The organism is Antribacter sp. NEAU-D49 (genome assembly GCF_057158775.1).
Genome location: NZ_JBXTSN010000007.1, coordinates 58,211 through 79,954, shown reverse-complemented (window position 1 = coordinate 79,954; position 21,744 = coordinate 58,211). Strand labels below are relative to the sequence as shown.

Here is a 21,744-nt window from a genome sequence, read left to right as displayed (position 1 = left end):
CGCCGGGACTGCAATTCAATGAGGCTGGAGACATGCGCAGAGCAAAGATCGTGTGCACCATCGGACCCGCCACCGAGTCGCCGGAGCAGCTGCGTGCGCTCGTGGCCGCCGGCATGGACGTCGCACGCATCAACCGGAGCCACGGCGAGCAGGAGGCCCACGCGGCCGTGTACCACGGGGTGCGCGCCGCCGCGAAGGAGGCGGACCGTTCGGTCGCCGTCCTCGTGGACCTGCAGGGGCCCAAGATCCGGCTCGGCCGCTTCGCGAACGACGAGAAGCACTGGCTGAACGAGGGTGACGTCTTCACCATCACGACGGACGACGTGGTGGGCACCAAGGAGCTCGTCTCCACCACGCACAAGGGCCTCCCGGGCGACGCGCGGGTGGGCGACCCGATCCTGATCGACGACGGCAAGGTGCTCGTCCGCGTCACGGCGGTCGAGGGCCCCAACGTGGTCACCCGCGTCGAGGTGGCCGGGCCCGTGTCGAACAACAAGGGCCTGAACCTCCCGGGCGTCGCCGTGTCGGTCCCCGCCATGTCCGACAAGGACGAGGAGGACCTGCGCTGGGCCCTGAAGCTCGGTGCGGACTTCATCGCGCTGTCCTTCGTGCGGTCCGCCAAGGACTACGAGGACGTCCGCCGGGTGATGGAGGAGGAGGGCCGCACGGTCCCCGTCATCGCCAAGATCGAGAAGCCGCAGGCCGTCGAGCAGCTCGACGAGATCATCGCGGCCTTCGACGGCGTCATGGTGGCCCGTGGCGACCTGGCGGTCGAGCTCCCGCTGGAGCAGGTGCCGCTGGTCCAGAAGCGCATCGTCGAGCTGGCGCGTCGTAACGCCAAGCCGGTCATCGTGGCCACGCAGGTGCTGGAGTCCATGACGACGTCGCCGCGCCCCACGCGCGCCGAGGCGTCCGACTGCGCCAACGCCGTCCTCGACGGTGCCGACGCGGTCATGCTCTCGGGCGAGACCTCGGTGGGCGACTACCCGATCCTGACCGTCGAGACCATGGCCCGGATCATCGAGGTCACGGAGCAGATGGGCCGCGAGCGGATCGCACCGCTGGGCTCCACGCCGCACACCCGCGGTGGCGCCATCACGCGTGCCGCCGCCGAGATCGGCGAGACGCTGGGCGTGAAGTACCTGGTGACGTTCACGCAGTCGGGCGACTCCGCCCGCCGCATGTCGCGCCTGCGCTCCGGCATCCCGCTGCTGGCGTTCTCCCCGGAGGACGGCGTGCGCAACGCCCTGTCCCTCACGTGGGGCGTCCAGACGGCGCTCGTGCCCAAGGTCGACAGCGTCGACGCGATGGTCGAGCAGGTCGACTCCACGCTCCAGGCCAAGGGCCTCGCGGAGAAGGGCGACCTCGTGGTGGTCGTGTCGGGCGCCCCGGTGGGCGTCCCCGGCACCACGAACTCGATCCTGGTGCACAAGATCGGCAGCCAGGCGGACGGCCGCGGCCGCTCCTGACCTGACGGTGCCCGACGGCGTCCTGGCCGCCTCCCACGGGAGGTGGCCAGGACGCCGTCGGCCGTCGTGGTGGTGCCCCGGGAGGGACTCGAACCCTCACTGGACCGATTTTGAGTCGGTTGCCTCTGCCAATTGGGCTACCGGGGCGGTGACGTACGGCACGCCGTGCAGCGAACATCGAACCACACCACAGGTGTGCGGCCCAAGCCGCGACCCTTAGGATGGGGGCGTGACCGACGAGAACACCGACTCGAAGGCGGCGTCGCTGCCCCTCGACCTGCCGCCCATGATCGACGCCGAGCCTGCGGCGACCCCGAACCGTCCCGCTCGGCGTGCCGTCGTGGCGGAGGACGAGGCGCTGATCCGGATGGACGTCGTCGAGACGCTCCGCGAGGCGGGCTTCGACGTGGTGGGTGAGGCGGGTGACGGTGAGACCGCCGTGAACCTTGCGCTGGAGCTCAAGCCGGACGTCGTGGTGATGGACGTGAAGATGCCCGAGCTTGACGGCATCTCCGCTGCTGAGCGCATCGGCAAGGCGCACGCCGCCCCCGTCGTGCTGCTGACCGCGTTCTCCCAGACGGAGCTCGTGGAGCGCGCGCGGGACGCGGGCGCCATGGCCTACGTGGTGAAGCCCTTCACTCCCGCCGACCTGCTGCCGGCTGTCGAGATCGCGATCTCGCGGTACGCGCAGATCACGTCGCTGGAGTCCGAGGTCGCCGACCTGCAGGAGCGGTTCGAGACCCGCAAGCGCGTGGACCGGGCCAAGGGCCTGCTGCAGACCAAGATGGGCCTGTCGGAGCCCGAGGCCTTCCGCTGGATCCAGAAGACGTCGATGGACCGTCGCCTCACCATGCGTGAGGTTGCGGACGCGGTGATCGAGCAGGTCGGCGGCGCCTGACTCGAAACATCCCGCACCGGGGCATCCCGGGCAGGAGCGGGTGATCTTCGTCCCCTGCAGCATTGTGTGCTGTGGGGGACGGGTCTATCGTCTGCCGTCAGTTGGACGCTCGTCCGGATCGGCTCTCGCCGGCCCGGACCCAGACACTCAGGAGGTGTGCCGGTGCGAACTGTCGAGGTACGGCCAGCGAGCCGCGAGGATCTCCTGGCCGTCGTGGCCCTGAGCAGCGAGGCGCGAGACGAGTCGCCCGCGGCGGCCCAGCTGGCGACCGCGGACCCTGACCGCCTGCTGGAGCACCTGAGCGTGCTCCTGTCGGTCGACGGCCACGTCCTCGTGGCCGAGGTGGCCGACGAGGTGGTCGGAGTGGTCGTCGCGCGCGTCGTCGGCCCCTACCTGTTCGCGGGGACGCCCAGCCTCTACATCGATCTCGTCTACGTCACGCCCGGCGCCCGGCGCCGCGGCGTGGGTCACGCGCTCCTGCGCGGCGCTGCCGACCTCGCGGACGCGCACGACTGCGCCGAGGTCTACGCGGCCCCCGTCCCGGGGCACCGCGGGATCCAGCGGTTCCTCGCCCGTCTGGGCTTCGCGCCCACCGCCGGGCACCGCGTCGTGTCGTGCGCCACCCTCCACCGCCGGCTCGTCGAGGCCGCAGCTGCCGCACGCGAGACAGCCGCGGCGGGCAGCCGCGGCCGTCTCCGTCAGGGCGCGCGCGGCCTGGAGGACCTCATCGCGCGGCGCCGTCGCGCACGCTCGGTGGCCGAGTCCGGTCCGATCGACCTGCGCGAGCTGCACACGGTGTACCGCGAGGGCCACCGCGCCGAGGTCGGCTGACTCCTCCCGTTCGTTGTGGGTATGGCTGTGAGCGTCAGCCCAGGATCATGCAGGTGAGACGGGCGGTGCACACCCGCCGGTCCTGGTCGTCGGTGACGACGATCTCGTAGCTCGCCGTGGTGCGGCCCAGGTGGATCGCCGTGGCCACACCCCGGACCACTCCGTCGCGCACCCCGCGGTGGTGCGTCGCGTTCAGCTCGATCCCGACGGCCTGGCGGCCCTCGCCGGCGTGCTCCTGCGCCGCCACGGAGGCGAGCGTCTCGGCGAGCACGGCGGACGCCCCGCCGTGCAGCAGCCCTGCGGGCTGGGTGTTCCCAGCCACCGGGAGCGTGCCCGCGGTGCGCTGGGCCGAGACCTCGGTGAGGTCGATGCCCATCCGCTCGATGAGCGTGCCGCGGGAGGCGGCGGCCCAGCGGGCGGCAGGAGCAGCGGGAGCGGCGGACGGGGTCTCCGTGCCAGGGTGCGTGTCAGTCATGGGCGCTAGGTTTGCACCCGTGAGCACCTCCGCGCGACCCCGCCTCCTCCTGATCGACGGCCACTCGATGGCGTACCGGGCCTTCTTCGCCCTGCCCGACACGCTGGCGACCACCTCCGGTCAGGTCACGAACGCGGTCTACGGCTTCACGTCCATGCTGACGAACCTGCTCCGCGACGAGAAGCCCACGCACCTCGCCGTGGCGTTCGACGTGGGGCGCGTCACGTTCCGCACGGAGCGGTTCCCCGAGTACAAGGCCACGCGCAGCGAGAGCAAGCCCGAGTTCCGGAGCCAGGTGCCCCTGATCCTCGAGGTGCTGGAGGCGCTGCGCGTCCCGGCCCTGTCGAAGGAGGGCATCGAGGCGGACGACATCCTGGCCACGCTCGCCGGGTCGGCCGAGGCGGCGGGCATGGACGTGCTCGTCTGCTCGGGGGACCGTGACTCGCTGCAGCTGGTGACCGAGCACGTGACGGTGCTCTACCCGGTCAAGGGCGTCTCCGAGCTCGCCCGCATGACACCGGACGCCGTGGTCGCCAAGTACGGCGTGCCGCCGGAGCAGTACCCCGACCTGGCCGCCCTGGTGGGTGAGTCCAGCGACAACCTGCCCGGCGTGCCGGGCGTGGGCCCCAAGACGGCCGCGAAGTGGGTCACCACCTACGGCGGCCTGGCGAACCTGCTGGAGCAGGCCGACGAGGTGAAGGGCAAGGCAGGCGAGAACCTGCGTGCCCACCTTGAGCAGGTCCGGCTCAACCGGGAGCTCAACGCCCTCCTCCGGGACGTCCAGCTGCCGTTCGGCCCCGACGACCTCGCGCTGGCCGGGTTCGACCGGGAGGCGGTCCACCGCGTCTCCGACGCGCTGCAGTTCGGCCCCCTCCGCGACCGGCTCCTCGCCGTCGACCCGGCGGCCGACGCCGACCCCGAGCGCCCCGCGGAGGGCGTGGAGATCGAGCTGGCCGACGTCGCGCCCGGCGGCCTCGGTGCCTGGCTCGCCGCCCGCACGGGCCGCCTCGGGCTCGACGTGTCCGGCCAGGCGGTGCCCGGCGGTGGCGACGCGTGGGGCGTCGCGGTGGCCGACGGAGAGGGCGAGGCGGTCGCGCTCGACCTCGTCGAGATCGCCGCCGAGGACGAGAAGGCGCTCGCCGCCTGGCTGGCCGACCCCGCCGCGCCCAAGGTCGTGCACGGGGCCAAGGCCGCCTGGCACGCCCTCGGCTCGCGCGGCCTCGACCTCCAGGGGGTCGTCTTCGACACCGAGCTGGCCGCGTACCTCTGCCACCCCGACCAGCGCGGGTACGACCTGGGCGACCTCTCCGTCCGGCACCTCGGGCGCGAGCTGCGCGTGGAGGAGCCCGAGGGTGCCCAGGGCGCCCTCGACCTGTCGCTCGACGGGCAGGGCCAGGGGCAGCGCGAGGCCGTGCGGGCGCACGCCGTCGTCCAGCTCGCCGACGCGCTGGCGGGCGAGCTCGACGACCGGGGTGCCGCGGGGCTGCTCACCGACGTGGAGCTGCCGCTGTCCGACGTCCTGGCCCGCATGGAGCGCACCGGTATCGCCGCCGACACCGAGTACCTCACCGGGCTCGAGAAGGAGTTCGGCGAGGCCGTGGCCCGGGCCGCGGGCGACGCCTTCGACGTGATCGGCCGCGAGGTCAACCTCGGCAGCCCCAAGCAGCTGCAGGAGGTCCTGTTCGACCAGCTCGGCATGCCCAAGACCAAGAAGATCAAGACCGGGTACACCACCGACGCGGCGGCGCTCGCGGACCTGTTCGCCCGCACCGGCCACCCGTTCCTCGAGCACCTCCTGGCGCACCGTGACGCCAGCAGGCTGCGCCAGACGGTCGAGGGGCTGCTCAAGTCGGTGCAGCCGGACGGTCGCATCCACACCACGTTCCAGCAGACCATCGCGGCCACGGGCCGCCTGAGCTCGGCCGACCCGAACCTGCAGAACATCCCGATCCGCACGGAGGCGGGCCGCCAGATCCGCCGGGCGTTCGTCGTCGGCGAAGGCTTCGAGACCCTCCTCACGGCCGACTACAGCCAGATCGAGATGCGCATCATGGCGCACCTGTCGGGCGACGAGGGGCTCATCGCCGCGTTCCGGTCCGGGGAGGACCTGCACAGCTACGTGGGCTCGCGCGTCTTCGAGGTGGCTCCGGCGGACGTGACTCCGGCGATGCGCTCCAAGATCAAGGCCATGTCGTACGGCCTCGCCTACGGGCTCTCGGCCTTCGGCCTCTCGCAGCAGCTGAACATCGAGCGCAGCGAGGCGCAGGCCCTCATGGACGACTACTTCACGCGGTTCGGCGGCGTGCGCGACTACCTGGGACACGTCGTCGACGAGGCCCGGGCCACCGGGTACACGGCCACGATCCTCGGCCGTCGCCGCTACCTGCCCGACCTGACGAGCGACAACCGGCAGCGTCGCGAGATGGCCGAGCGCATGGCGCTCAACGCGCCCATCCAGGGCAGCGCGGCCGACATCATCAAGCTCGCCATGCTCAAGGTGCAGGCCGAGCTCGTCGCGCGCGGCCTGTCCTCCCGCCTCCTGCTCCAGGTGCACGACGAGCTCGTGGTCGAGGTGGCGCCGGGGGAGCGGGCCGCCGCCGAGGAGGTGCTGCGCGAGCAGATGGGCGCCGCCGTGGAGCTCGACGTCCCGCTCGACGTCTCCGTGGGCGCGGGCCGCACCTGGCACGAGGCCGGGCACTAGCTGTACTGACCCGGCGGCGTTCCTCAGTCCTTCGTCGTGACGAACACCGCCGTGCCGGGGAGGTAGGCGCCCCGCTCGGGGCCCCAGCCGCCCCAGGTCTGCTCGTTCCAGGCGGGCCACTCCGGCTCCACGAGGTCGCGCAGCCGGAGCCCGGCGGCGACGACCTCGCGCACGTGGTCGCCCACGGTGCGGTGATACTCCGCGTAGAGCACCGCGCCGTCGTCGGCCGACTCGACGTAGGGGCGCCGGTCGAAGTAGGACCGGTTGGCCGTGAGGCCTGCCCGGCTGGGGTCGTCGGGAAAGGCCCACCGCACCGGGTGCGTCACCGAGAAGACCCAGCGCCCGCCGGGGCGGAGCACGCGGGCGGCCTCCTGGTGGACCCGGTCCGCGTCCGGCACGAAGGGCAGCGCGCCGAACGACGTGAAGACGACGTCGAAGGAGGCGTCGGCGAAGGGGAGCGCTCGGGCGTCGGCCTGCACCACCGGCACGCGGACGCCGGTCGCGGCGTCGAGCCGGAGGGCGCCGGCGAGCATGCCGCCCGACACGTCGGTGGCGACCGCACGGGCGCCGCGCGCCGCCACGAGCCAGCGTGCGCACTGGGCGGCGCCCGAGCCCACCTCGAGCACGTCTCGGCCCTCGACGTCGCCCAGCAGGCCCGCCTCCGCCTCGGACAGACCCTCGGGCCCCCACCGGAACCCGGCGTCGCCCAGGAACTCCCCGTGCTCGTCGAGGTACTCGCCGGCGTTGGCGTCCCACCAGGCGCGGCCCGCCGTGCCGCCCTCGTCCGCAGGGACGTCACGGTAGCCGAACGACGTGGGCTCCGGCAGGTCCGGTGCGCCGGGAGGGGGAGTGGCGGGGGAGTTCACCGCCACATCATCGCCGGTCACGCCGCCTCACGCCGCCCCGTACTGACCGTCACGAAATGGTCACGATTGCCCCGGAGCACTCGGCCGAAACACATATGCAACCTCTGCGTCCTTACAGTCGGGGCCAACGTCATGCACGAGCGGCACCCGATCGGGGAACCGCCGTGCCCGAGGAAGGAGAGTGCCATGCGTCTGCGCGCACCAAGCCGACTGACCGGCACCGTCGCACTGGCCGCCGCGCTCGCGGTCGCCCTCACGGGCTGCGTCGCGAGCGACCGTGAGCAGGGAACCGGTGAGGAGGCCGTCGGCAAGGACACGTTCGTGTTCGCCGGCTCGGCCGACCCCGCAACGCTCGACCCCGCGTTCGCCAGCGACGGCGAGACGTTCCGGGTTGCCCGTCAGATCTTCGAAGGCCTGGTCGGCGTCGAGCCGGGCACCGCCGACCCCGCCCCGCTGCTCGCCGAGAGCTGGGACATCAGCGAGGACGGCCTGGAGTACACGTTCCACCTCAAGGAGGGCGTGAAGTTCCACGACGACACGGACTTCGACGCCGAGGCCGTGTGCTTCAACTTCGACCGCTGGCGCGACTTCACGGGTCTCGCCGCGACGGAGAGCCTGTCGTACTACTACAAGGCGGTCTTCGGCGGCTGGGGCGCGGAGAGCAAGTACGCCTCCTGCGCGGCGTCGGACGCCACGACGGCGGTCGTCACGCTCAACGCGCCGGTCCCCGAGCTGGTCGCGGCGCTGTCGCTCCCGGCGTTCTCCATGCAGTCGCCCACGGCACTTGAGGAGTTCGGGGCGGACGACGTCCAGGGCACCGAGGACGCACCGCAGCTCACCGAGTACGGCCAGGGCCACCCGGTCGGCACCGGCCCGTACACGTTCGTCGAGTGGAAGACCGGCGAGAGCGTCACGCTCGAGGCGTTCGACGGCTACTGGGGCGAGATCCAGGACGTCAAGAAGATCGTCTTCACGGTCATCCCGGACGGCACGGCCCGCCGCCAGGCGCTCGAGGCCGGCGACATCGACGGCTACGACCTGGTCGCCCCCGCCGACGTCGACGCGCTCGAGGAGGCCGGCTTCACGCTGCACCAGCGCCCGGCGTTCAACATCCTCTACCTGGGCATGAACCAGGCGACGCCGCCGCTCGACAACATCAAGGTGCGCCAGGCGATCGCCCACGCGATCGACCGCGAGGCCCTGGTCCAGGCCACCCTGCCCGAGGGCACCGAGGTCGCCACCCAGTTCGTGCCGGAGTCGGTCTCGGGCTACAGCGAGGACGTCACCACCTACGAGTACGACCCCGAGAAGGCGAAGGCGCTCCTCGCCGAGGCCGGCGTGCCGACGCTCGAGCTGGAGTTCAACTACCCGACCGACGTGTCGCGCCCGTACATGCCGGACCCCGCCGCGTACTTCGAGGCGATCTCCGCCGACCTCGAGGAGGTGGGCATCACCGTCAAGGCCACCGCCGCCCCGTGGCGTCCCACCTACCTGGACACCATCCAGGGAAGCACGACGCACGGCCTGCACCTGCTGGGCTGGACGGGTGACTACAACGACACCTACAACTTCATCGGCACCTTCTTCGGGGCGCCGTCGAACGAGTGGGGCTTCGACAACGCCGAGATCTTCCAGGTCATCGACGACGCGCGCAACGCGCCCGTCGACGAGCAGGAGGAGGCCTACCAGGCCGCGAACGAGGCTCTGATGGACTTCCTCCCCGGCCTGCCGATCGCGAGCCCGGTCCCGTCGCTGGCCGTCGCGCCCGGCGTCGAGGGCTACCCGATCTCGCCGGTCCAGGACGAGGTCTACAGCGTCATCACCTTCACGGAGTGATCCCCCGCGGGACGGCCCCTGTCAGGGGTCGCCCCGCGAGGACGTAGCATCGATGCCCGTGCCCGGCGGCCGCCGTCGGGCACGGGCATCGCTCGTCCCACCGGCAGGGCGCACCCGCCCCGCAGACCCGAACAGCCGGGCCGCACCCAAGGCCCGCGAGACCGACAAGGACCCGACGACCACATGCTCAGACTCGTCGTCCAGCGGCTGCTGCTGCTGATACCGCTGCTCCTGGGGCTCTCGGTGCTCCTCTTCGCGTGGGTGCGGGCGCTCCCCGGCGGGCCGGTCACGGCCATGCTCGGCGAGCGCTACACCCCCGAGGCCGCCGCCCGCATCGAGGCTGCGATGGGGCTCGACCAGCCCGTCTGGGTCCAGTACGGCAAGTACCTCGGCCAGCTCCTCCAGGGTGACCTCGGCAACTCGCTGCGGACCGGCCGCCCCGTGGTCGAGGAGTTCCTCACCCGCTTCCCGGCCACGATCGAGCTCACCGTCGTGGCGCTCGTGATCGCCGTCGGCGTGGGCATCCCCCTCGGCTACGTCGCCGCGCGCCGGGCCGGCTCCGTCGTGGACCACGCGTCCGTCGTCGTCTCGCTGATCGGCGTCACGGTGCCGGTGTTCTTCCTGGCGTTCATCCTCAAGTACCTGTTCGCCGTCGAGCTGGACTGGTTCCCGTCGGCCGGCCGGCAGTCGGTGACGATGGTCGCCACGCACCCCACCAACTTCTACGTCCTGGACGGCCTGCTCACCGCCGAGTGGGACGCCGCGTGGGACGCGCTCATGCACCTGGTCCTGCCGGGGCTCGCGCTCAGCTCGATCCCGCTGGCGATCATCGCGCGCATGACCCGTGCCGCCGTGTCCGAGGTGCAGAACGCCGACTACGTGCGGACCGCCCGGGCCAAGGGCATCAAGGCCTCGCGCCTGCGCTCGGAGCACATCCTGCGGAACGCCATGCTCCCGGTCCTCACCACGATCGGCCTCCAGGTGGGCCTCCTGCTCTCCGGCGCCGTGCTCACGGAGACGGTGTTCGCCTTCAGCGGCATCGGCGGCTTCCTGGCCGAGGCCGTCTTCAGCGCGGACTATCCCGTCCTGCAGGGCTTCGTCCTGCTCATCGCGGTGGTGTACGCCCTCGTGAACCTGATCGTCGACGTGTCGTACGGGCTGATCGACCCGCGGCTGAGGAGGCAGCAGTGACCGCCAACGAGCTTCCCCCCGTCCAGGGCGCGCCGGTCGCGCCGCTGAACATCCACGACTCCGCCGCCCAGGGCGGCGACCACTCCGGCGAGGGCGTGTGGGCCCGTGCGTGGCGCACGCTCCGCAGGAACCCCGTGGCCATCACGGGCTTCGTCATCGTGGCGGTCTTCCTCCTGGTCGCGCTGCTCGCGCCGCTGCTGGCGCCTTTCGGGGCGCAGGAGCTGCCCGGCCGCGGCGAGATCCGGCCCACCCACATCCCGGGGCCGTCCGCCGAGTACCCGCTCGGCCTCGACCGCTACGGCGGCGACGTCCTGAGCAAGCTGATCTGGGGCGCCCGCGCCTCGCTGCTCGTGGGCGTGCTGTCCACGCTGTTCGGCCTCGCCGGTGGCGTGGCCCTCGGCCTGCTCGCCGGCTGGTTCGGCGGCTGGGTCGACGTCGCGGCGATGCGCCTGGTGGACCTCATGCTGTCCGTCCCGTCGCTGCTGCTCGCGGTGTCGATCGCCGCCATCGCCGGCCAGTCGCCGTCGTCGGTGATCATCGCCATCGCCGTGGTCCAGGTGCCCATCTTCGCGCGCCTGCTGCGCGGGTCCATGCTCGCCCAGCGCGGGCAGGACTACGTGCTCGCGGCGAGCGCGCTCGGCCTCACGCGGGGCTCGGTCACGATGAGCCACGTGCTGCCCAACAGTGTGGGGCCCGTGATCGTGCAGGCCACGCTCACGCTCGCCACCGCCGTCATCGAGGCCGCCGCGCTGTCCTTCCTCGGCCTGGGCGGCGGCGAGCCCAGCACGGCGGAGTGGGGGCGCATGCTCACCGCCGCGCAGCAGGAGCTGGCGGTCGCGCCCCGCCTGGCGATCCTGCCCGGCATCTGCATCGCCGTCACTGCCCTCGGCTTCACCCTCGTGGGCGAGAGCCTGCGCGAGGCCCTCGACGCGCGGAACAGGACGCGCCGATGAGCGACACGACCACCACCCCCGCCGACGAGCTCGTCCTCCGGGTGGAGGACCTCTCCGTCGACTTCCGCACCGACTCCGGGGCCGCGCGCGCCGTGTCCGGTGCGTCCCTCGAGGTGCGCCGCGGCCAGACCGTGGCCATCGTCGGCGAGTCCGGGTCCGGCAAGACGACGCTCGCGATGGCGGTCCTCGGGCTCCTCGCGAGCAACGGCGAGGTCGCCGAGGGCCACATCTGGTTCCGCGGCGAGGACCTCGGGGCGGTGACCCCGCAGCGCTTCGCGCAGCTGCGCGGCACCGACCTGGGCCTGGTGCCCCAGGACCCGATGACGAACCTCGACCCGATCATGCGGATCGGCCGCCAGATCGACGAGGGGCTCATCGACAAGGGCCTGCGCTCCCCGCGTGACGCCCGTGCCCGCACCGTCGAGCTCCTCGAGGAGGCCGGGCTGCCCGACGCCGCCCGCCGCGCCTCCCAGTACCCGCACGAGTTCTCCGGCGGCATGCGGCAGCGGTCGCTCATCGCGATGGGCCTGTCCGGGCGGCCGGCGCTCCTCGTCGCGGACGAGCCGACGTCGGCCCTCGACGTGACGGTCCAGCGCGGCATCCTGGACCAGCTCGCGGGCCTGACCCGCGACCTCGGTACCGCGGTGCTCCTCATCACGCACGACCTCGGCCTCGCGGCCGAGCGCGCCGACGTGGTGGTGGTGATGTACCGCGGCGAGATCGTGGAGCAGGGGCCGGCCCGCCAGGTCCTGACCGCGCCGCAGCACGAGTACACCAAGCGCCTCATGGCGGCGGCGCCGTCGCTCGCCTCGCGCCGCATCGAGATCGCCCGCGAGCGCGGCCTCGACGACGTGCTCGAGACCGCCCTGCTCGCTCACGGTGACGTGTCGCCCGAGGCGGGCACCGCCCAGGTGGCCGACGAGCCCGGGGCGACCACCCCGCCGTCGGGCACCGCCGAGCGGCCCCTCGTGGCCGTGCGGAACGCGACCAAGGTGTTCCGCATCCGCGGCAACGGCCTCCTCAGCCGGGGACGCGACTTCACCGCCGTCGAGGACGTCAGTCTCGACATCCCGCGGGGCGGCACCGTCGCGGTGGTGGGGGAGTCCGGGTCGGGCAAGTCCACGCTGGCGCGGATGATCCTCGACATCGAGAAGCTGACGTCGGGCACCATCGAGTTCGACGGCGCCCCGGTGGGCGGCACGGACGCGCGCTCCCGGATCGCCTACCGGCGCCGGGTGCAGCCGGTGTTCCAGGACCCGTACTCGTCGCTGGACCCGATGTACTCGGTGTTCCGCGCCATCGAGGAGCCGCTGCGCGCCCACGGCTTCGGTGACGCCGCGACGCGGCGGGCACGCGTCGAGGAGCTCGCCGAGCAGGTCGCGCTCGGCACGGGCGTGCTGCGCCGGTTCCCGTCGGAGCTGTCGGGCGGGCAGCGGCAGCGCGTCGCGATCGCGCGGGCGCTCGCGCTCTCGCCGGAGCTCGTCGTGTGCGACGAGGCCGTCTCCGCGCTCGACGTGGTGGTCCAGGCCCAGATCCTGCGCCTGCTGGCGCAGCTGCAGGAGGACCTCGGGCTCACGTACCTGTTCATCACGCACGACCTCGCGGTGGTCCGGCAGATCGCCGACCGCGTCGCGGTGATGCAGAACGGGCGGGTCGTCGAGGAGGGCACCGTGGACGAGGTCTTCGACGCCCCGAAGACCGCCTACACGCGTGCGCTGCTCGACGCGATCCCGGGCAAGGACCTGGAGCTCGCGCTCTGATCCGGGCGGGCGTGCGCCGGTCGACGTGACATGGCGCACGCCCCCCGGGGCCGTCTCGCGTTGACCCGCGCAACGGTGTCTCGTTAGGATGTTCCGCGGTGCAGTGCGCCCGCGCCTACTCGTCTTCCAGGCCCGGTCTTCCTCGGTGCTGCGGACCAGAATCCCGGTTCGTGCCCCTCAGGACTTCTTCGTCGGACGTCGGGACGCAGCGTACTCGCCGTGACCCTGTCCGCACTACGTCCTGTCCGCATCGGAGCATCTACTCAATGACCATCTCCACCCCTGCGAAGTCCGCACCCCAGGTTGCCGTCAACGACATCGGCACCGAGGAGGACTTCCTTGCTGCTGTCGACGCCACCATCAAGTACTTCAACGATGGTGACATCGTCGAGGGCACGATCGTCAAGGTTGACCGCGACGAGGTTCTCCTTGACATCGGTTACAAGACCGAGGGTGTCATCCCGTCCCGGGAGCTCTCCATCAAGCACGACGTCGACCCCGGCGAGGTCGTCGCCGTCGGTGACGCCGTCGAGGCCCTGGTTCTCCAGAAGGAGGACAAGGAGGGTCGCCTGATCCTGTCCAAGAAGCGCGCTCAGTACGAGCGTGCCTGGGGCACGATCGAGAAGATCAAGGAAGAGGACGGCGTCGTCACCGGCACCGTCATCGAGGTGGTCAAGGGCGGCCTCATCCTCGACATCGGCCTGCGGGGCTTCCTGCCGGCCTCCCTCGTGGAGATGCGTCGTGTCCGCGACCTCCAGCCGTACGTCGGCAAGGAGATCGAGGCCAAGATCATCGAGCTCGACAAGAACCGCAACAACGTGGTCCTGTCGCGTCGCGCGTGGCTCGAGCAGACCCAGTCCGAGGTCCGCTCCACCTTCCTGCAGACCCTGCAGAAGGGCCAGGTGCGCCCCGGTGTCGTCTCCTCGATCGTCAACTTCGGTGCGTTCGTGGACCTCGGCGGCGTCGACGGTCTCGTCCACGTCTCGGAGCTGTCCTGGAAGCACATCGACCACCCGTCCGAGGTCGTCGAGGTGGGCCAGGAGGTCACCGTCGAGGTTCTCGACGTCGACTTCGACCGCGAGCGTGTCTCCCTGTCGCTGAAGGCGACGCAGGAGGACCCGTGGCAGACGTTCGCCCGTACGCACGCCATCGGTCAGGTCGTGCCCGGTAAGGTCACGAAGCTCGTCCCGTTCGGTGCGTTCGTTCGCGTCGAGGACGGCATCGAGGGCCTCGTGCACATCTCCGAGCTCGCCGTGCGTCACGTCGAGCTGCCCGAGCAGGTCGTCACCGTCGGTGCCGAGGTGTTCGTCAAGGTCATCGACATCGACCTGGAGCGTCGCCGCATCTCGCTGTCGCTCAAGCAGGCCAACGAGGGTGTGGACCCGGAGTCCGAGGACTTCGACCCCGCGCTCTACGGCATGGCTGCCGAGTACGACGAGCAGGGGAACTACAAGTACCCCGAGGGCTTCGACCCGGAGACCAACGAGTGGCTCGAGGGCTTCGAGACCCAGCGCGAGGCGTGGGAGGCGGAGTACGCCAAGGCGCACGAGCGCTGGACCGCGCACCGCAAGCAGGTCGCCGAGGCGCTCACCGCCGACTCGGAGGCCTCGGGCGAGGGTGCTCCGGCCGCCGCTGGTGGCGGCGCCACGACGTACTCCTCGGCTCCGGCCCAGGAGGCGACCGGCACGCTGGCCTCGGACGAGGCGCTCGCCGCGCTTCGCGAGAAGCTCACCGGCAACTGAGTCCTCTCACCCCCGCGGCGGTCTGACCGCCGCGGGACGTGACAGCTCATGACGGACGGCCCGTCACCCTTCGGGGTGGCGGGCCGTCTCGCGTTGGGGGCCGGAGCCGGGTCGGGGGTGTCGCCGCGACGTGTTCGGCAGTTTGTCGGATGATCGGCAACTCGGGCTGCCGATCATCCGACGGATTGCCGAACACGCGGGGTGACGGTGGCTGAGGCCGGAACTGTAACGTCGGGGGCATGACCTGGCGCACTCTCTCCACCCGCACCGCCTACGAGAACCCCTGGATCACGGTGCGCGAGGACTCGGTGGTGCGGCCCGACGGCGGCGAGGGGACCTACGGCGTGCTCGAGGTCCGCCGGCCGTCGGTGTTCGTGGTCGCGCTGGACGACGACGACCGGCTGCTCCTCGTGACCGTCGACCGGTACACGACCGGTCCGGGCTCGGTCGAGGTGCCGGGCGGCGGCACCGACGGCGACGCCCCGCTCGACGCCGCCCGGCGGGAGCTGCTGGAGGAGACGGGCCTCGAGGCCGCCGAGTGGACGCCGGTGGGCCGGATGGAGGCGCTCAACGGGATCGCCGAGGCTCCCGAGCACGTGTTCCTCGCCCGCGGTCTGCGCCCGGCGGTGGTGCCGGCCGGCCTGGTTGACGCCACCCAGGACGAGGAAGGCATCTCGGAGGTGCGCTGGGTGCCCTTCGGCGAGGCGCTGGGCCTCGTCGCCGCGGGCGAGATCCGGGACAGCGAGACGATCGCCGCGCTGGCGCTCGCGGGGATCCACCTGGGAAGGTTCGCCTGACGCAACGGCCGGGCCGTGTGCCGGGCCGGGCCGGGCCGGGGCAGACTGCTGATCGCGCGCGGCTCACGGGAGCGTGGCTGCCTCCGCCTCCGCCCGGGGCGACTGGTCCGCGAACTGCGTGCGGTACAGGTCGGCGTAGAGCGTGCCGCGTTCGAGGAGCTCGGTGTGGGTGCCCTGCTCGGCGATCCGGCCGTCGTCGAGCACGACGATGAGGTCGGCGTTCCGGACCGTCGACAGCCGGTGCGCGATGACCAGCGAGGTGCGGCCGGTGAGCGCATGGTCGAGGGCGTCCTGGACCGCCGCCTCCGACTCGGAGTCGAGGTGCGCGGTGGCCTCGTCGAGGACCACCACGTCGGGCGCCTTGAGGAGCAGCCGGGCGATCGCCAGCCGCTGCCGCTCGCCGCCCGAGAGGCGGTAGCCCCGGTCACCGACGACCGTGTGCAGCCCTTCCGGGAGCGATGACACGAGCTCCCAGATGCGCGCCTGGCGAAGCACCTGCTCGAGCTCCGCGTCCGTGGCCTCCGGACGGACGTAGCGCAGGTTCTCCGCGATGGTGTCGTGGAACAGGTGGGCCTCCTGGGAGACGACGCCGACCGTGCCCCGCAGCGAGGCGAAGCTGACGCCTCGCAGGTCCTGGCCGGCGATCCGCACGCTGCCCGACGTGGGGTCGTACATGCGGGTGACCAGCTGGGACACGGTGGTCTTGCCCGCGCCCGAGGGCCCCACGAGCGCCACCATGGCACCGGCGGGAACGGTGAAGCCGACTCCGCGCAGCGTGTCCGTGGTGGGGTCGCTGCGCAGGGTCGCCACGGACTCGAGGGATGCGAGCGAGACCTCGTCGGCGCCCGGGTAGCGGAACCGCACGTCCTCGAGCTCGATGCTCGCCCCGTGCGCGGCGACCGCCGCACGGAGGTCGGACGCGTCCGGCTTCTCGGCGACCGTGGGCTCCAGGTCCAGCACCTCGAGCACCCGCTCGAAGCTGACCAGCGCGGTCATGATGTCGACCTGGACGTTGGACATGGCCGTGAGCGGGCCGTAGAGGCGGCCCAGGTAGGCCGTCATGGCGACGACGACGCCGACGGTCAGCGTGCCGGCGATGGCCTGGAGGCCGCCCAGGCCGTAGACGGTGGCGATGGCCACCGACGCGACGGTGGTGAGGCCCACGCGGAACCAGGTGGAGTAGAGGGCCGTGCGGACGCCGAGGTCGCGCAGGGCCCGCGCCTGGCCCGCGTACTGGGCGGACTCCCGGGCGGGGTCGCCGAAGACCTTGACCAGGTGGGCGCCCGCGACGTTGAACCGCTCGTTCATCATCTGGCCGAGGTCGGCGTTGAGCTCGTACCCCCGGTGGGTGAGCTCGGCGAGCTTGCGGCCGAACCAGCGGGCCGGCAGCACGAAGACCGGCACCAGCACGAGGGACAGCAGGGTGAGCTGCCACGACATGGAGAACATGGCGGCCAGCGTGAAGATGATGGTGAGGGCGTTGGAGACGACGGTCTGCAGGGTCGAGGTGAAGGCGCGCTGGGCGCCGAGCACGTCGCCGTTGAGGCGCTGTACCAGCGCGCCGGTGCGGGTGCGGGAGAAGAAGGCGAGGGGCATGCGCTGCACGTGGTCGAAGACCGCCGTGCGCAGGTCGAGGATGAGCCCTTCGCCGACCTTGCTCGAGATCCACCGCTCGGCGACCGAGAGGCCGGCCGCGACGAGGGCGAGCGCCACGGCGCCACCGGCCATGGTGAGGACGACACGGGTGTCGCCCTTGGCCACGCCGTCGTCGATGAGGTGCTTGAAGAGGAGGGGGGTCGCCGCCCCGGCCGCGGCGTCGACCGCCAGCAGGACCAGGAAGAAGGCGAGCTGCCCGCGGTAGGGGCGGGCGAAGGTGAGGATGCGGCGCAGGGTGCTGCGGCCGAGGTGGTGGTCCCTGACGGACGAGTCCTGGGTGAAGGACCGCATCGAGCGACCACCACCCATCCCGCCGCCACGACCGCCGCCGGAGGTCATGTGTTCCATGCTCATGTGTGCCTCCCGAGCGTGGGGAGCGAATGGTGTGCCGGGCACCGGGGCGCCCGACGATAGTGAGCGTAACTCATCATGTGCTTGGCTCACAAGAATGATACCGTGTGCTCATGGACACAACCTCGGCGCACACCACTGCCCGGGACGAGGCGGGGGAGCTGGTGGAGCTGCTCCACCTCGCGTCGCGCCGCATGCGCCGGCAGGAGGACTCCGAGGACGCGCGGCCGGGCACCACGCCGGGCCAGCTGCGGCTCCTGCGGTTCCTCGCCCACGCCCACGGTCCGGTCCGGGCGGCAGACGTCGCGGCGCGGCTCGAGATGGCGCCCCGCTCCGTGACCTCGAAGGTGGACCAGGCGGAGGCCGACGGCTACGTGCGGCGCGTTCCCGACCCGGGCGACCGCCGCGCGCGGCTCCTGGAGCTCACGGAGGCGGGGCGCGAGGTCGTCGAGAGCCAGTGGCGGCGCCGTCGTGCGGGGATCGCCGGGCGGCTCGACCGGCTCAGCCCCGTCGAGCGCGCGATGCTGCTGCAGCTGCTGCGGGTCGTCGTGGACGACCCGCAGGCCGGGCCTGCCGAGCCTCGCTAGTGCGTGCGGTTCGCCCGCAGGATCTCCTCCTGGTACGGCGCCACCACGGAGCCCGACACGCGGCAGTCGAGCAGCAGGAACCTGCGGTCGCCGACCGGCTCGGCGGTCCACTCCGCGACGCGCTCCAGGTCGCCCAGGGAGCGCACCACGACGCCTTCCGCGCCCACGGCGGTCGCGAGGGCGGCGAAGTCGGTCTCGGGGATGAGCATGGGCTCCTCCGCGATGCCCTGTCGTCCGTAGACGTGCACCTCGGCGCCGTAGGCGGCGTCGTTCCAGACCACGGCGAGGCCTCGCCCGCCCGCGGTGCGCACCGCGGTCTCCAGGTCGGCGAGGGCCATGAGCCCGCCGCCGTCGCCGGTGGTGAGCACGACGGCGTCCTGCGGTCGCGCCGCCGCGGCCCCGGCCACGCTGGGGAACCCGAGCCCGATGGACTGGTAGGCGGTGCCGACCATCACCATCCGGTCGGGCGAGGCCACCGGCCAGTACATGTTGGCCCAGCCGATGAAGTGCCCGCCGTCGGAGACGACGACGCGGTCGGCGGGCAGCAGGTCGGCCAGGCGGTGGGCCACGGACCGGGGGTCGAGGCGCCCGTCGGGCGCGATCCCGTCGGCCGGCCCCACCTCGTAGCTGCGCGCCTTCGCCAGGTCCACCGACTCGCGCCAGCCGGACGGCGCCGTGTCGAGCGAGCGCAGCTCGTCGAGCAGGGTGCGGGTCACGAGGGCGGCGTCACCCCGGACGAACCCGCCCACGTGCCGGTGGGTCGCGGCGGGCGCGATGTCGACCTGGACCACGTGCGTACCGGGCGCGAAGAGGTCCCCGAAGCGCATCGTGAACTGGTTGAGCGACGCGCCCACCACGACGGCCACGTCCGCCTCGCGGACCAGCGCCATCGCCCCCTCGGCGCCGAAGCCGCCGGCCACCCCGAGGTCGTAGCGGCCGTCGGGGAACACGCCCCGGCCCAGCGCCGTGGTCGTGGTCAGGGCGCCGGTCGCCTCGGCGAGCTCGCCGAGCGCCTCGCCCGCGCCCGCGAGCCACGCGCCCCGGCCGGCGAGCAGCAGGGGGCGCTCGGCGGCGGCGAGGTGCTTGGCGAGGTCGGTGATGGCGGCCGCGTCGAACGGGCCCGCAGGGGCCAGCGGGCCGGGTAGCGCGGGCGCCGGGGCGTCCGGGACCGGTCCGGCCTCGAGCGCGGCCACGTCGTAGGGGATGGCCAGCACCACGGGTACCCGGTAGGTGAGGGAGTGCTCGATGGCGATGATGCTGGTCGCCGCTGCGTCCGCGCGGCCCACGGTATAGGTGCGCGCGCCCACGGCAGCGGCCAGCGCGATCTGGTCCACGTCCCAGGGGCGGGGGCCCGACGTCGGCTCGTCGCCGGCCAGGAGCACGAGCGGCACCCGGGCTGCCGCAGCCTCGGCGAGCGCGGTCAGCGTGTTGGTGAAGCCCGCGCCGTACGTGGCGGTGGCGGCGGCGATGCGGCCCGACGCGCGGAAGTGCGCGTCGGCGGCGACCACGCCGCCCGCCTCGTGCCGCACGGCGGTGAACCGCGCCGTCGTCGACCGGGTGAGGTCGTCGAGGAACCAGGCGTTGCCGTTGCCCATGACGCCGAAGACGTGGTCGACGTGCTGGGCGAGGGTACGGGCGACGTGGGCGGAGACGGTGGACACGAGTCCTCCAGGGAACAGGGGCGGGTGGTCAGTGGGTGGCCGCGGGCGGCTCGAGCAGGGCTCCGGCGAAGAACGCGCCGAGCTCGTCCCGCGCGCTCAGCGGCAGGATCGCGGCGACGTACTGGTCGGGGCGCACGACGACGACGGCGCCACCCCGGTCGACGCCCCGCAGGTCGAAGATGTCCTGGGCGGGGTCGGTGGCGTAGACCTTCTCGTAGTCGATCAGGCCGAACGGTCCCACCCGCGGTAGGAACACCCCGGGCACGTCGGTGACCTCCACCCCGAAGTGGTCCTGCTGGTAGACGACCTTGACGTCGAGCACGGAGTCGGGGTCGGTCCCTGCGGGCGTGTACCGCAGCAGCGGCGAGCCGGGGGAGGTGCCGAGCCACGTGGCCCACTCCCGCAGTGCTGAGGGTTCGCCGGGCGGGGCGGCGTCGGCGAACGCGTAGACCCGCCACCGGCCGTCGGCGCGCGCGTGGTGGCCCAGGTGGGTGGGGTTGCCGTCGGCCACGCGCTCGACGGGGGCGGACTTGAACCGCTTGCCGACGGGGAAGCCCGTCGCGAGCTCCTGGTGGTCCGGCCCCGACACGATCATCGACGGCTGGTACTGGGTCATGAAGCCGCACGGGAACTCGGCGGTCTTCACGTAGAAGTCCTCGAGGTACGTCGGGTCGGGCAGGTCCTCCGGCGGCGTCGCCACGAGGCGCGACCACTCCCGGTCGAAGTCGATGAGGTCCTGGGCCACGACCTGCCGTTCCGCCGAGTAGGTGGCGAGCAAGGCCTCCGGCGCGCGGCCGATGAGCACGTGCGCGAGCTTCCAGGCGATGTTCCAGCCGTCCTGCATCGACACGTTCATGCCCTGCCCGGCCTTGGCGCTGTGCGTGTGGCACGCGTCGCCCGCGAGGAACACCCGGGGCGCGCGGCGGCCGGTCAGCTCGTCGGGGACGTCGTCGAACCCGTCGGTGACCCGGTGGCCCACCTCGTAGACGCTGTGCCACGGCACGTCCTTCACGTCCAGCGTGTAGGGGTGGATGATCCGGTTCGCCCGGGTGATGATCTCGTCCAGCGACGTCGCGCGGACGCGGCCACCGTCGTCGGGCGGCACCTCGCCGAGGTCCACGTACCACCGCGCCAGGAAGCCACCCTCGCGCGGGATCAGCAGGATCGACCCGCCGTCGTGCGACTGGACGGCGCACTTGGTGCGCACGTCCGGGAAGTCGGTCACGGCCAGCACGTCCATCACGCCCCAGGCGTGGTTGGCCTTGTCGCCCACGGGTTTGCGGCCGATGGCCTCGCGGACGGCGCTGTGGGCGCCGTCGGCGCCGATCACGTAGCGCGCTCGTACGGTCCGCTCGCTGCCCGCCCGTGGGCCCGCCGTGTGCCGCAGCGTCACGGTGACGGGGTGCGTGCCGGGGCTCGCCTGGCCGTCTACCTCGGCCACGGAGAGGCCCACGACCTCCAGGCCGTAGTCCGGGGTCACCCGGGCCGGTGCGTGGGCAGCCACCTCAGCGAAGTAGTCGAGCACGCGCGCCTGGTTGACGATGAGGTGCGGGAACTCGCTGATCCCGGCCGGGTCGTCCGGCGGGACGGCGGCGCGGGCGATGTTGCGCGGGTTCTCCGGGTCCGGCTTCCAGAACGCCATCTCGGTGATCCGGTAGGCCTCGGCGGTGATCTGCTCGGCGAAGCCGAACGCCTGGAACGTCTCGACGCTGCGTGCCTGGATGCCGTCCGCCTGCCCCAGCTCGAGCCGCCCGCCCCGCCGCTCCACCACGTGGGTGCGGATGCCGGGGAACTGCGCGAGCTGCGCCGCCGCGATCATCCCGGCGGGGCCGCTGCCGACGATGAGCACGTCGACCTCGTCGGGCAGCTCGGCGGGCCGCTCGAGGCCGTAGCCCTCGGCGGGCCGGATCCGCGGGTCGCCGGACACGTAGCCGTGGTGGTGGAACTGCATCGTCCCTCCGTTCTGCTCC

Annotated in this window: 16 protein-coding genes and 1 tRNA gene; 11 read left to right on the top strand and 6 right to left on the bottom strand. The window is 72.4% G+C overall.

The features are described 5' to 3' along the window. The first annotated feature begins 32 nt into the window (after nt 1–32). Nucleotides 33–1,469 carry a pyruvate kinase gene (gene pyk / locus AC060K_RS07860; protein WP_483764870.1) on the top strand — a complete coding sequence of 479 codons (1,437 nt, stop codon included), beginning with the start codon at nt 33–35 and terminating at the stop codon, nt 1,467–1,469. 70 nt (nt 1,470–1,539) lie between these two features. Here pyk and AC060K_RS07855 read toward each other — a convergent pair. Then, a tRNA-Leu gene (locus AC060K_RS07855) sits at nt 1,540–1,616 on the bottom strand. A gap of 139 nt (nt 1,617–1,755) precedes the next feature. Between AC060K_RS07855 and AC060K_RS07850 the strand changes: the two genes are divergently transcribed. Next, complete coding sequence (locus AC060K_RS07850) at nt 1,756–2,367, top strand: ANTAR domain-containing response regulator (RefSeq protein ID WP_483764946.1); 612 nt, start codon at nt 1,756–1,758, stop codon at nt 2,365–2,367. 162 nt (nt 2,368–2,529) lie between these two features. Beyond that, the gene (locus tag AC060K_RS07845; RefSeq protein ID WP_483764869.1) at nt 2,530–3,198 is read left to right on the top strand and encodes an N-acetyltransferase family protein; all 669 of its coding nucleotides are present in this window, start codon (nt 2,530–2,532) and stop codon (nt 3,196–3,198) included. Between the two features lie 34 nt (nt 3,199–3,232). On the opposite strand, the gene AC060K_RS07840 is transcribed toward AC060K_RS07845, so the two are convergent. Further along, nucleotides 3,233–3,673, bottom strand: a complete 441-nt coding sequence (locus AC060K_RS07840) for a hotdog fold thioesterase (protein WP_483764868.1) — start codon at nt 3,671–3,673, stop codon at nt 3,233–3,235. On the opposite strand from AC060K_RS07840, the gene polA reads away from it, so the two are divergent. After that, complete coding sequence (gene polA, locus AC060K_RS07835; protein WP_483764867.1) at nt 3,672–6,374, top strand: DNA polymerase I; 2,703 nt, start codon at nt 3,672–3,674, stop codon at nt 6,372–6,374. The genes AC060K_RS07840 and polA overlap by 2 nt on opposite strands. 23 nt (nt 6,375–6,397) lie before the next feature. Here the strand turns inward: polA and AC060K_RS07830 are convergent, their stop codons facing one another. Next, nucleotides 6,398–7,240, bottom strand: coding sequence for a class I SAM-dependent methyltransferase (locus tag AC060K_RS07830; RefSeq protein ID WP_483764866.1), 843 nt, complete (start codon nt 7,238–7,240; stop codon nt 6,398–6,400). A 186-nt stretch (nt 7,241–7,426) separates the two neighbouring features. On the opposite strand from AC060K_RS07830, the gene AC060K_RS07825 reads away from it, so the two are divergent. From AC060K_RS07825 to AC060K_RS07800, 6 genes are all read left to right on the top strand, one after another. Then, complete coding sequence (locus AC060K_RS07825) at nt 7,427–9,076, top strand: ABC transporter substrate-binding protein (RefSeq protein ID WP_483764865.1); 1,650 nt, start codon at nt 7,427–7,429, stop codon at nt 9,074–9,076. Between the two features lie 183 nt (nt 9,077–9,259). Then, nucleotides 9,260–10,267 (top strand): ABC transporter permease, encoded by a 1,008-nt coding sequence (locus tag AC060K_RS07820; RefSeq protein WP_483764864.1) that lies wholly within the window; start codon nt 9,260–9,262, stop codon nt 10,265–10,267. 44 nt (nt 10,268–10,311) lie between these two features. Further along, nucleotides 10,312–11,220 (top strand): ABC transporter permease, encoded by a 909-nt coding sequence (locus AC060K_RS07815; RefSeq protein WP_483764945.1) that lies wholly within the window; start codon nt 10,312–10,314, stop codon nt 11,218–11,220. Further along, on the top strand, nt 11,217–12,980 hold the full coding sequence (locus tag AC060K_RS07810) for a dipeptide ABC transporter ATP-binding protein (protein WP_483764863.1): 1,764 nt from the start codon (nt 11,217–11,219) through the stop codon (nt 12,978–12,980). The genes AC060K_RS07815 and AC060K_RS07810 overlap by 4 nt, the downstream gene beginning before the upstream one ends. Before the next feature lie 266 nt (nt 12,981–13,246). After that, entirely contained in the window at nt 13,247–14,722 is a 1,476-nt protein-coding gene (gene rpsA / locus AC060K_RS07805) for a 30S ribosomal protein S1 (RefSeq protein ID WP_483764862.1), read from the top strand. Between the two features lie 239 nt (nt 14,723–14,961). Further along, nucleotides 14,962–15,519 (top strand): NUDIX domain-containing protein, encoded by a 558-nt coding sequence (locus AC060K_RS07800; protein ID WP_483764861.1) that lies wholly within the window; start codon nt 14,962–14,964, stop codon nt 15,517–15,519. 63 nt (nt 15,520–15,582) lie between these two features. Here AC060K_RS07800 and AC060K_RS07795 read toward each other — a convergent pair whose 3' ends face one another. Beyond that, nucleotides 15,583–17,529, bottom strand: a complete 1,947-nt coding sequence (locus AC060K_RS07795; protein ID WP_483764860.1) for an ABC transporter ATP-binding protein — start codon at nt 17,527–17,529, stop codon at nt 15,583–15,585. A gap of 110 nt (nt 17,530–17,639) precedes the next feature. Between AC060K_RS07795 and AC060K_RS07790 the strand changes: the two genes are divergently transcribed. Next, nucleotides 17,640–18,113, top strand: a complete 474-nt coding sequence (locus AC060K_RS07790) for a MarR family winged helix-turn-helix transcriptional regulator (RefSeq protein ID WP_483764859.1) — start codon at nt 17,640–17,642, stop codon at nt 18,111–18,113. On the opposite strand, the gene AC060K_RS07785 is transcribed toward AC060K_RS07790, so the two are convergent. Both AC060K_RS07785 and AC060K_RS07780 read right to left on the bottom strand, forming a co-directional pair. Beyond that, on the bottom strand, nt 18,110–19,774 hold the full coding sequence (locus AC060K_RS07785) for a thiamine pyrophosphate-binding protein (protein WP_483764858.1): 1,665 nt from the start codon (nt 19,772–19,774) through the stop codon (nt 18,110–18,112). The genes AC060K_RS07790 and AC060K_RS07785 overlap by 4 nt on opposite strands. A gap of 28 nt (nt 19,775–19,802) precedes the next feature. Then, nucleotides 19,803–21,725, bottom strand: coding sequence for an FAD-binding monooxygenase (locus tag AC060K_RS07780; protein WP_483764857.1), 1,923 nt, complete (start codon nt 21,723–21,725; stop codon nt 19,803–19,805). Between the last annotated feature and the right edge of the window lie 19 nt (nt 21,726–21,744).

Excerpts from the sequence above, each read along its gene's own strand:
- AC060K_RS07810 (WP_483764863.1), top strand. The coding sequence starts at position 11,217 with ATGAGCGACACGACCACCACCCCCGCCGACGAGCTCGTCCTCCGGGTG.
- polA (WP_483764867.1), top strand. The coding sequence starts at position 3,672 with ATGGGCGCTAGGTTTGCACCCGTGAGCACCTCCGCGCGACCCCGCCTC.
- AC060K_RS07800 (WP_483764861.1), top strand. The coding sequence starts at position 14,962 with ATGACCTGGCGCACTCTCTCCACCCGCACCGCCTACGAGAACCCCTGG.
- AC060K_RS07790 (WP_483764859.1), top strand. The coding sequence starts at position 17,640 with ATGGACACAACCTCGGCGCACACCACTGCCCGGGACGAGGCGGGGGAG.
- AC060K_RS07795 (WP_483764860.1), bottom strand. The coding sequence starts at position 17,529 with ATGAGCATGGAACACATGACCTCCGGCGGCGGTCGTGGCGGCGGGATG.
- AC060K_RS07840 (WP_483764868.1), bottom strand. The coding sequence starts at position 3,673 with ATGACTGACACGCACCCTGGCACGGAGACCCCGTCCGCCGCTCCCGCT.
- pyk (WP_483764870.1), top strand. The coding sequence starts at position 33 with ATGCGCAGAGCAAAGATCGTGTGCACCATCGGACCCGCCACCGAGTCG.
- AC060K_RS07850 (WP_483764946.1), top strand. The coding sequence starts at position 1,756 with ATGATCGACGCCGAGCCTGCGGCGACCCCGAACCGTCCCGCTCGGCGT.
- rpsA (WP_483764862.1), top strand. The coding sequence starts at position 13,247 with ATGACCATCTCCACCCCTGCGAAGTCCGCACCCCAGGTTGCCGTCAAC.
- AC060K_RS07825 (WP_483764865.1), top strand. The coding sequence starts at position 7,427 with ATGCGTCTGCGCGCACCAAGCCGACTGACCGGCACCGTCGCACTGGCC.
- AC060K_RS07820 (WP_483764864.1), top strand. The coding sequence starts at position 9,260 with ATGCTCAGACTCGTCGTCCAGCGGCTGCTGCTGCTGATACCGCTGCTC.
- AC060K_RS07780 (WP_483764857.1), bottom strand. The coding sequence starts at position 21,725 with ATGCAGTTCCACCACCACGGCTACGTGTCCGGCGACCCGCGGATCCGG.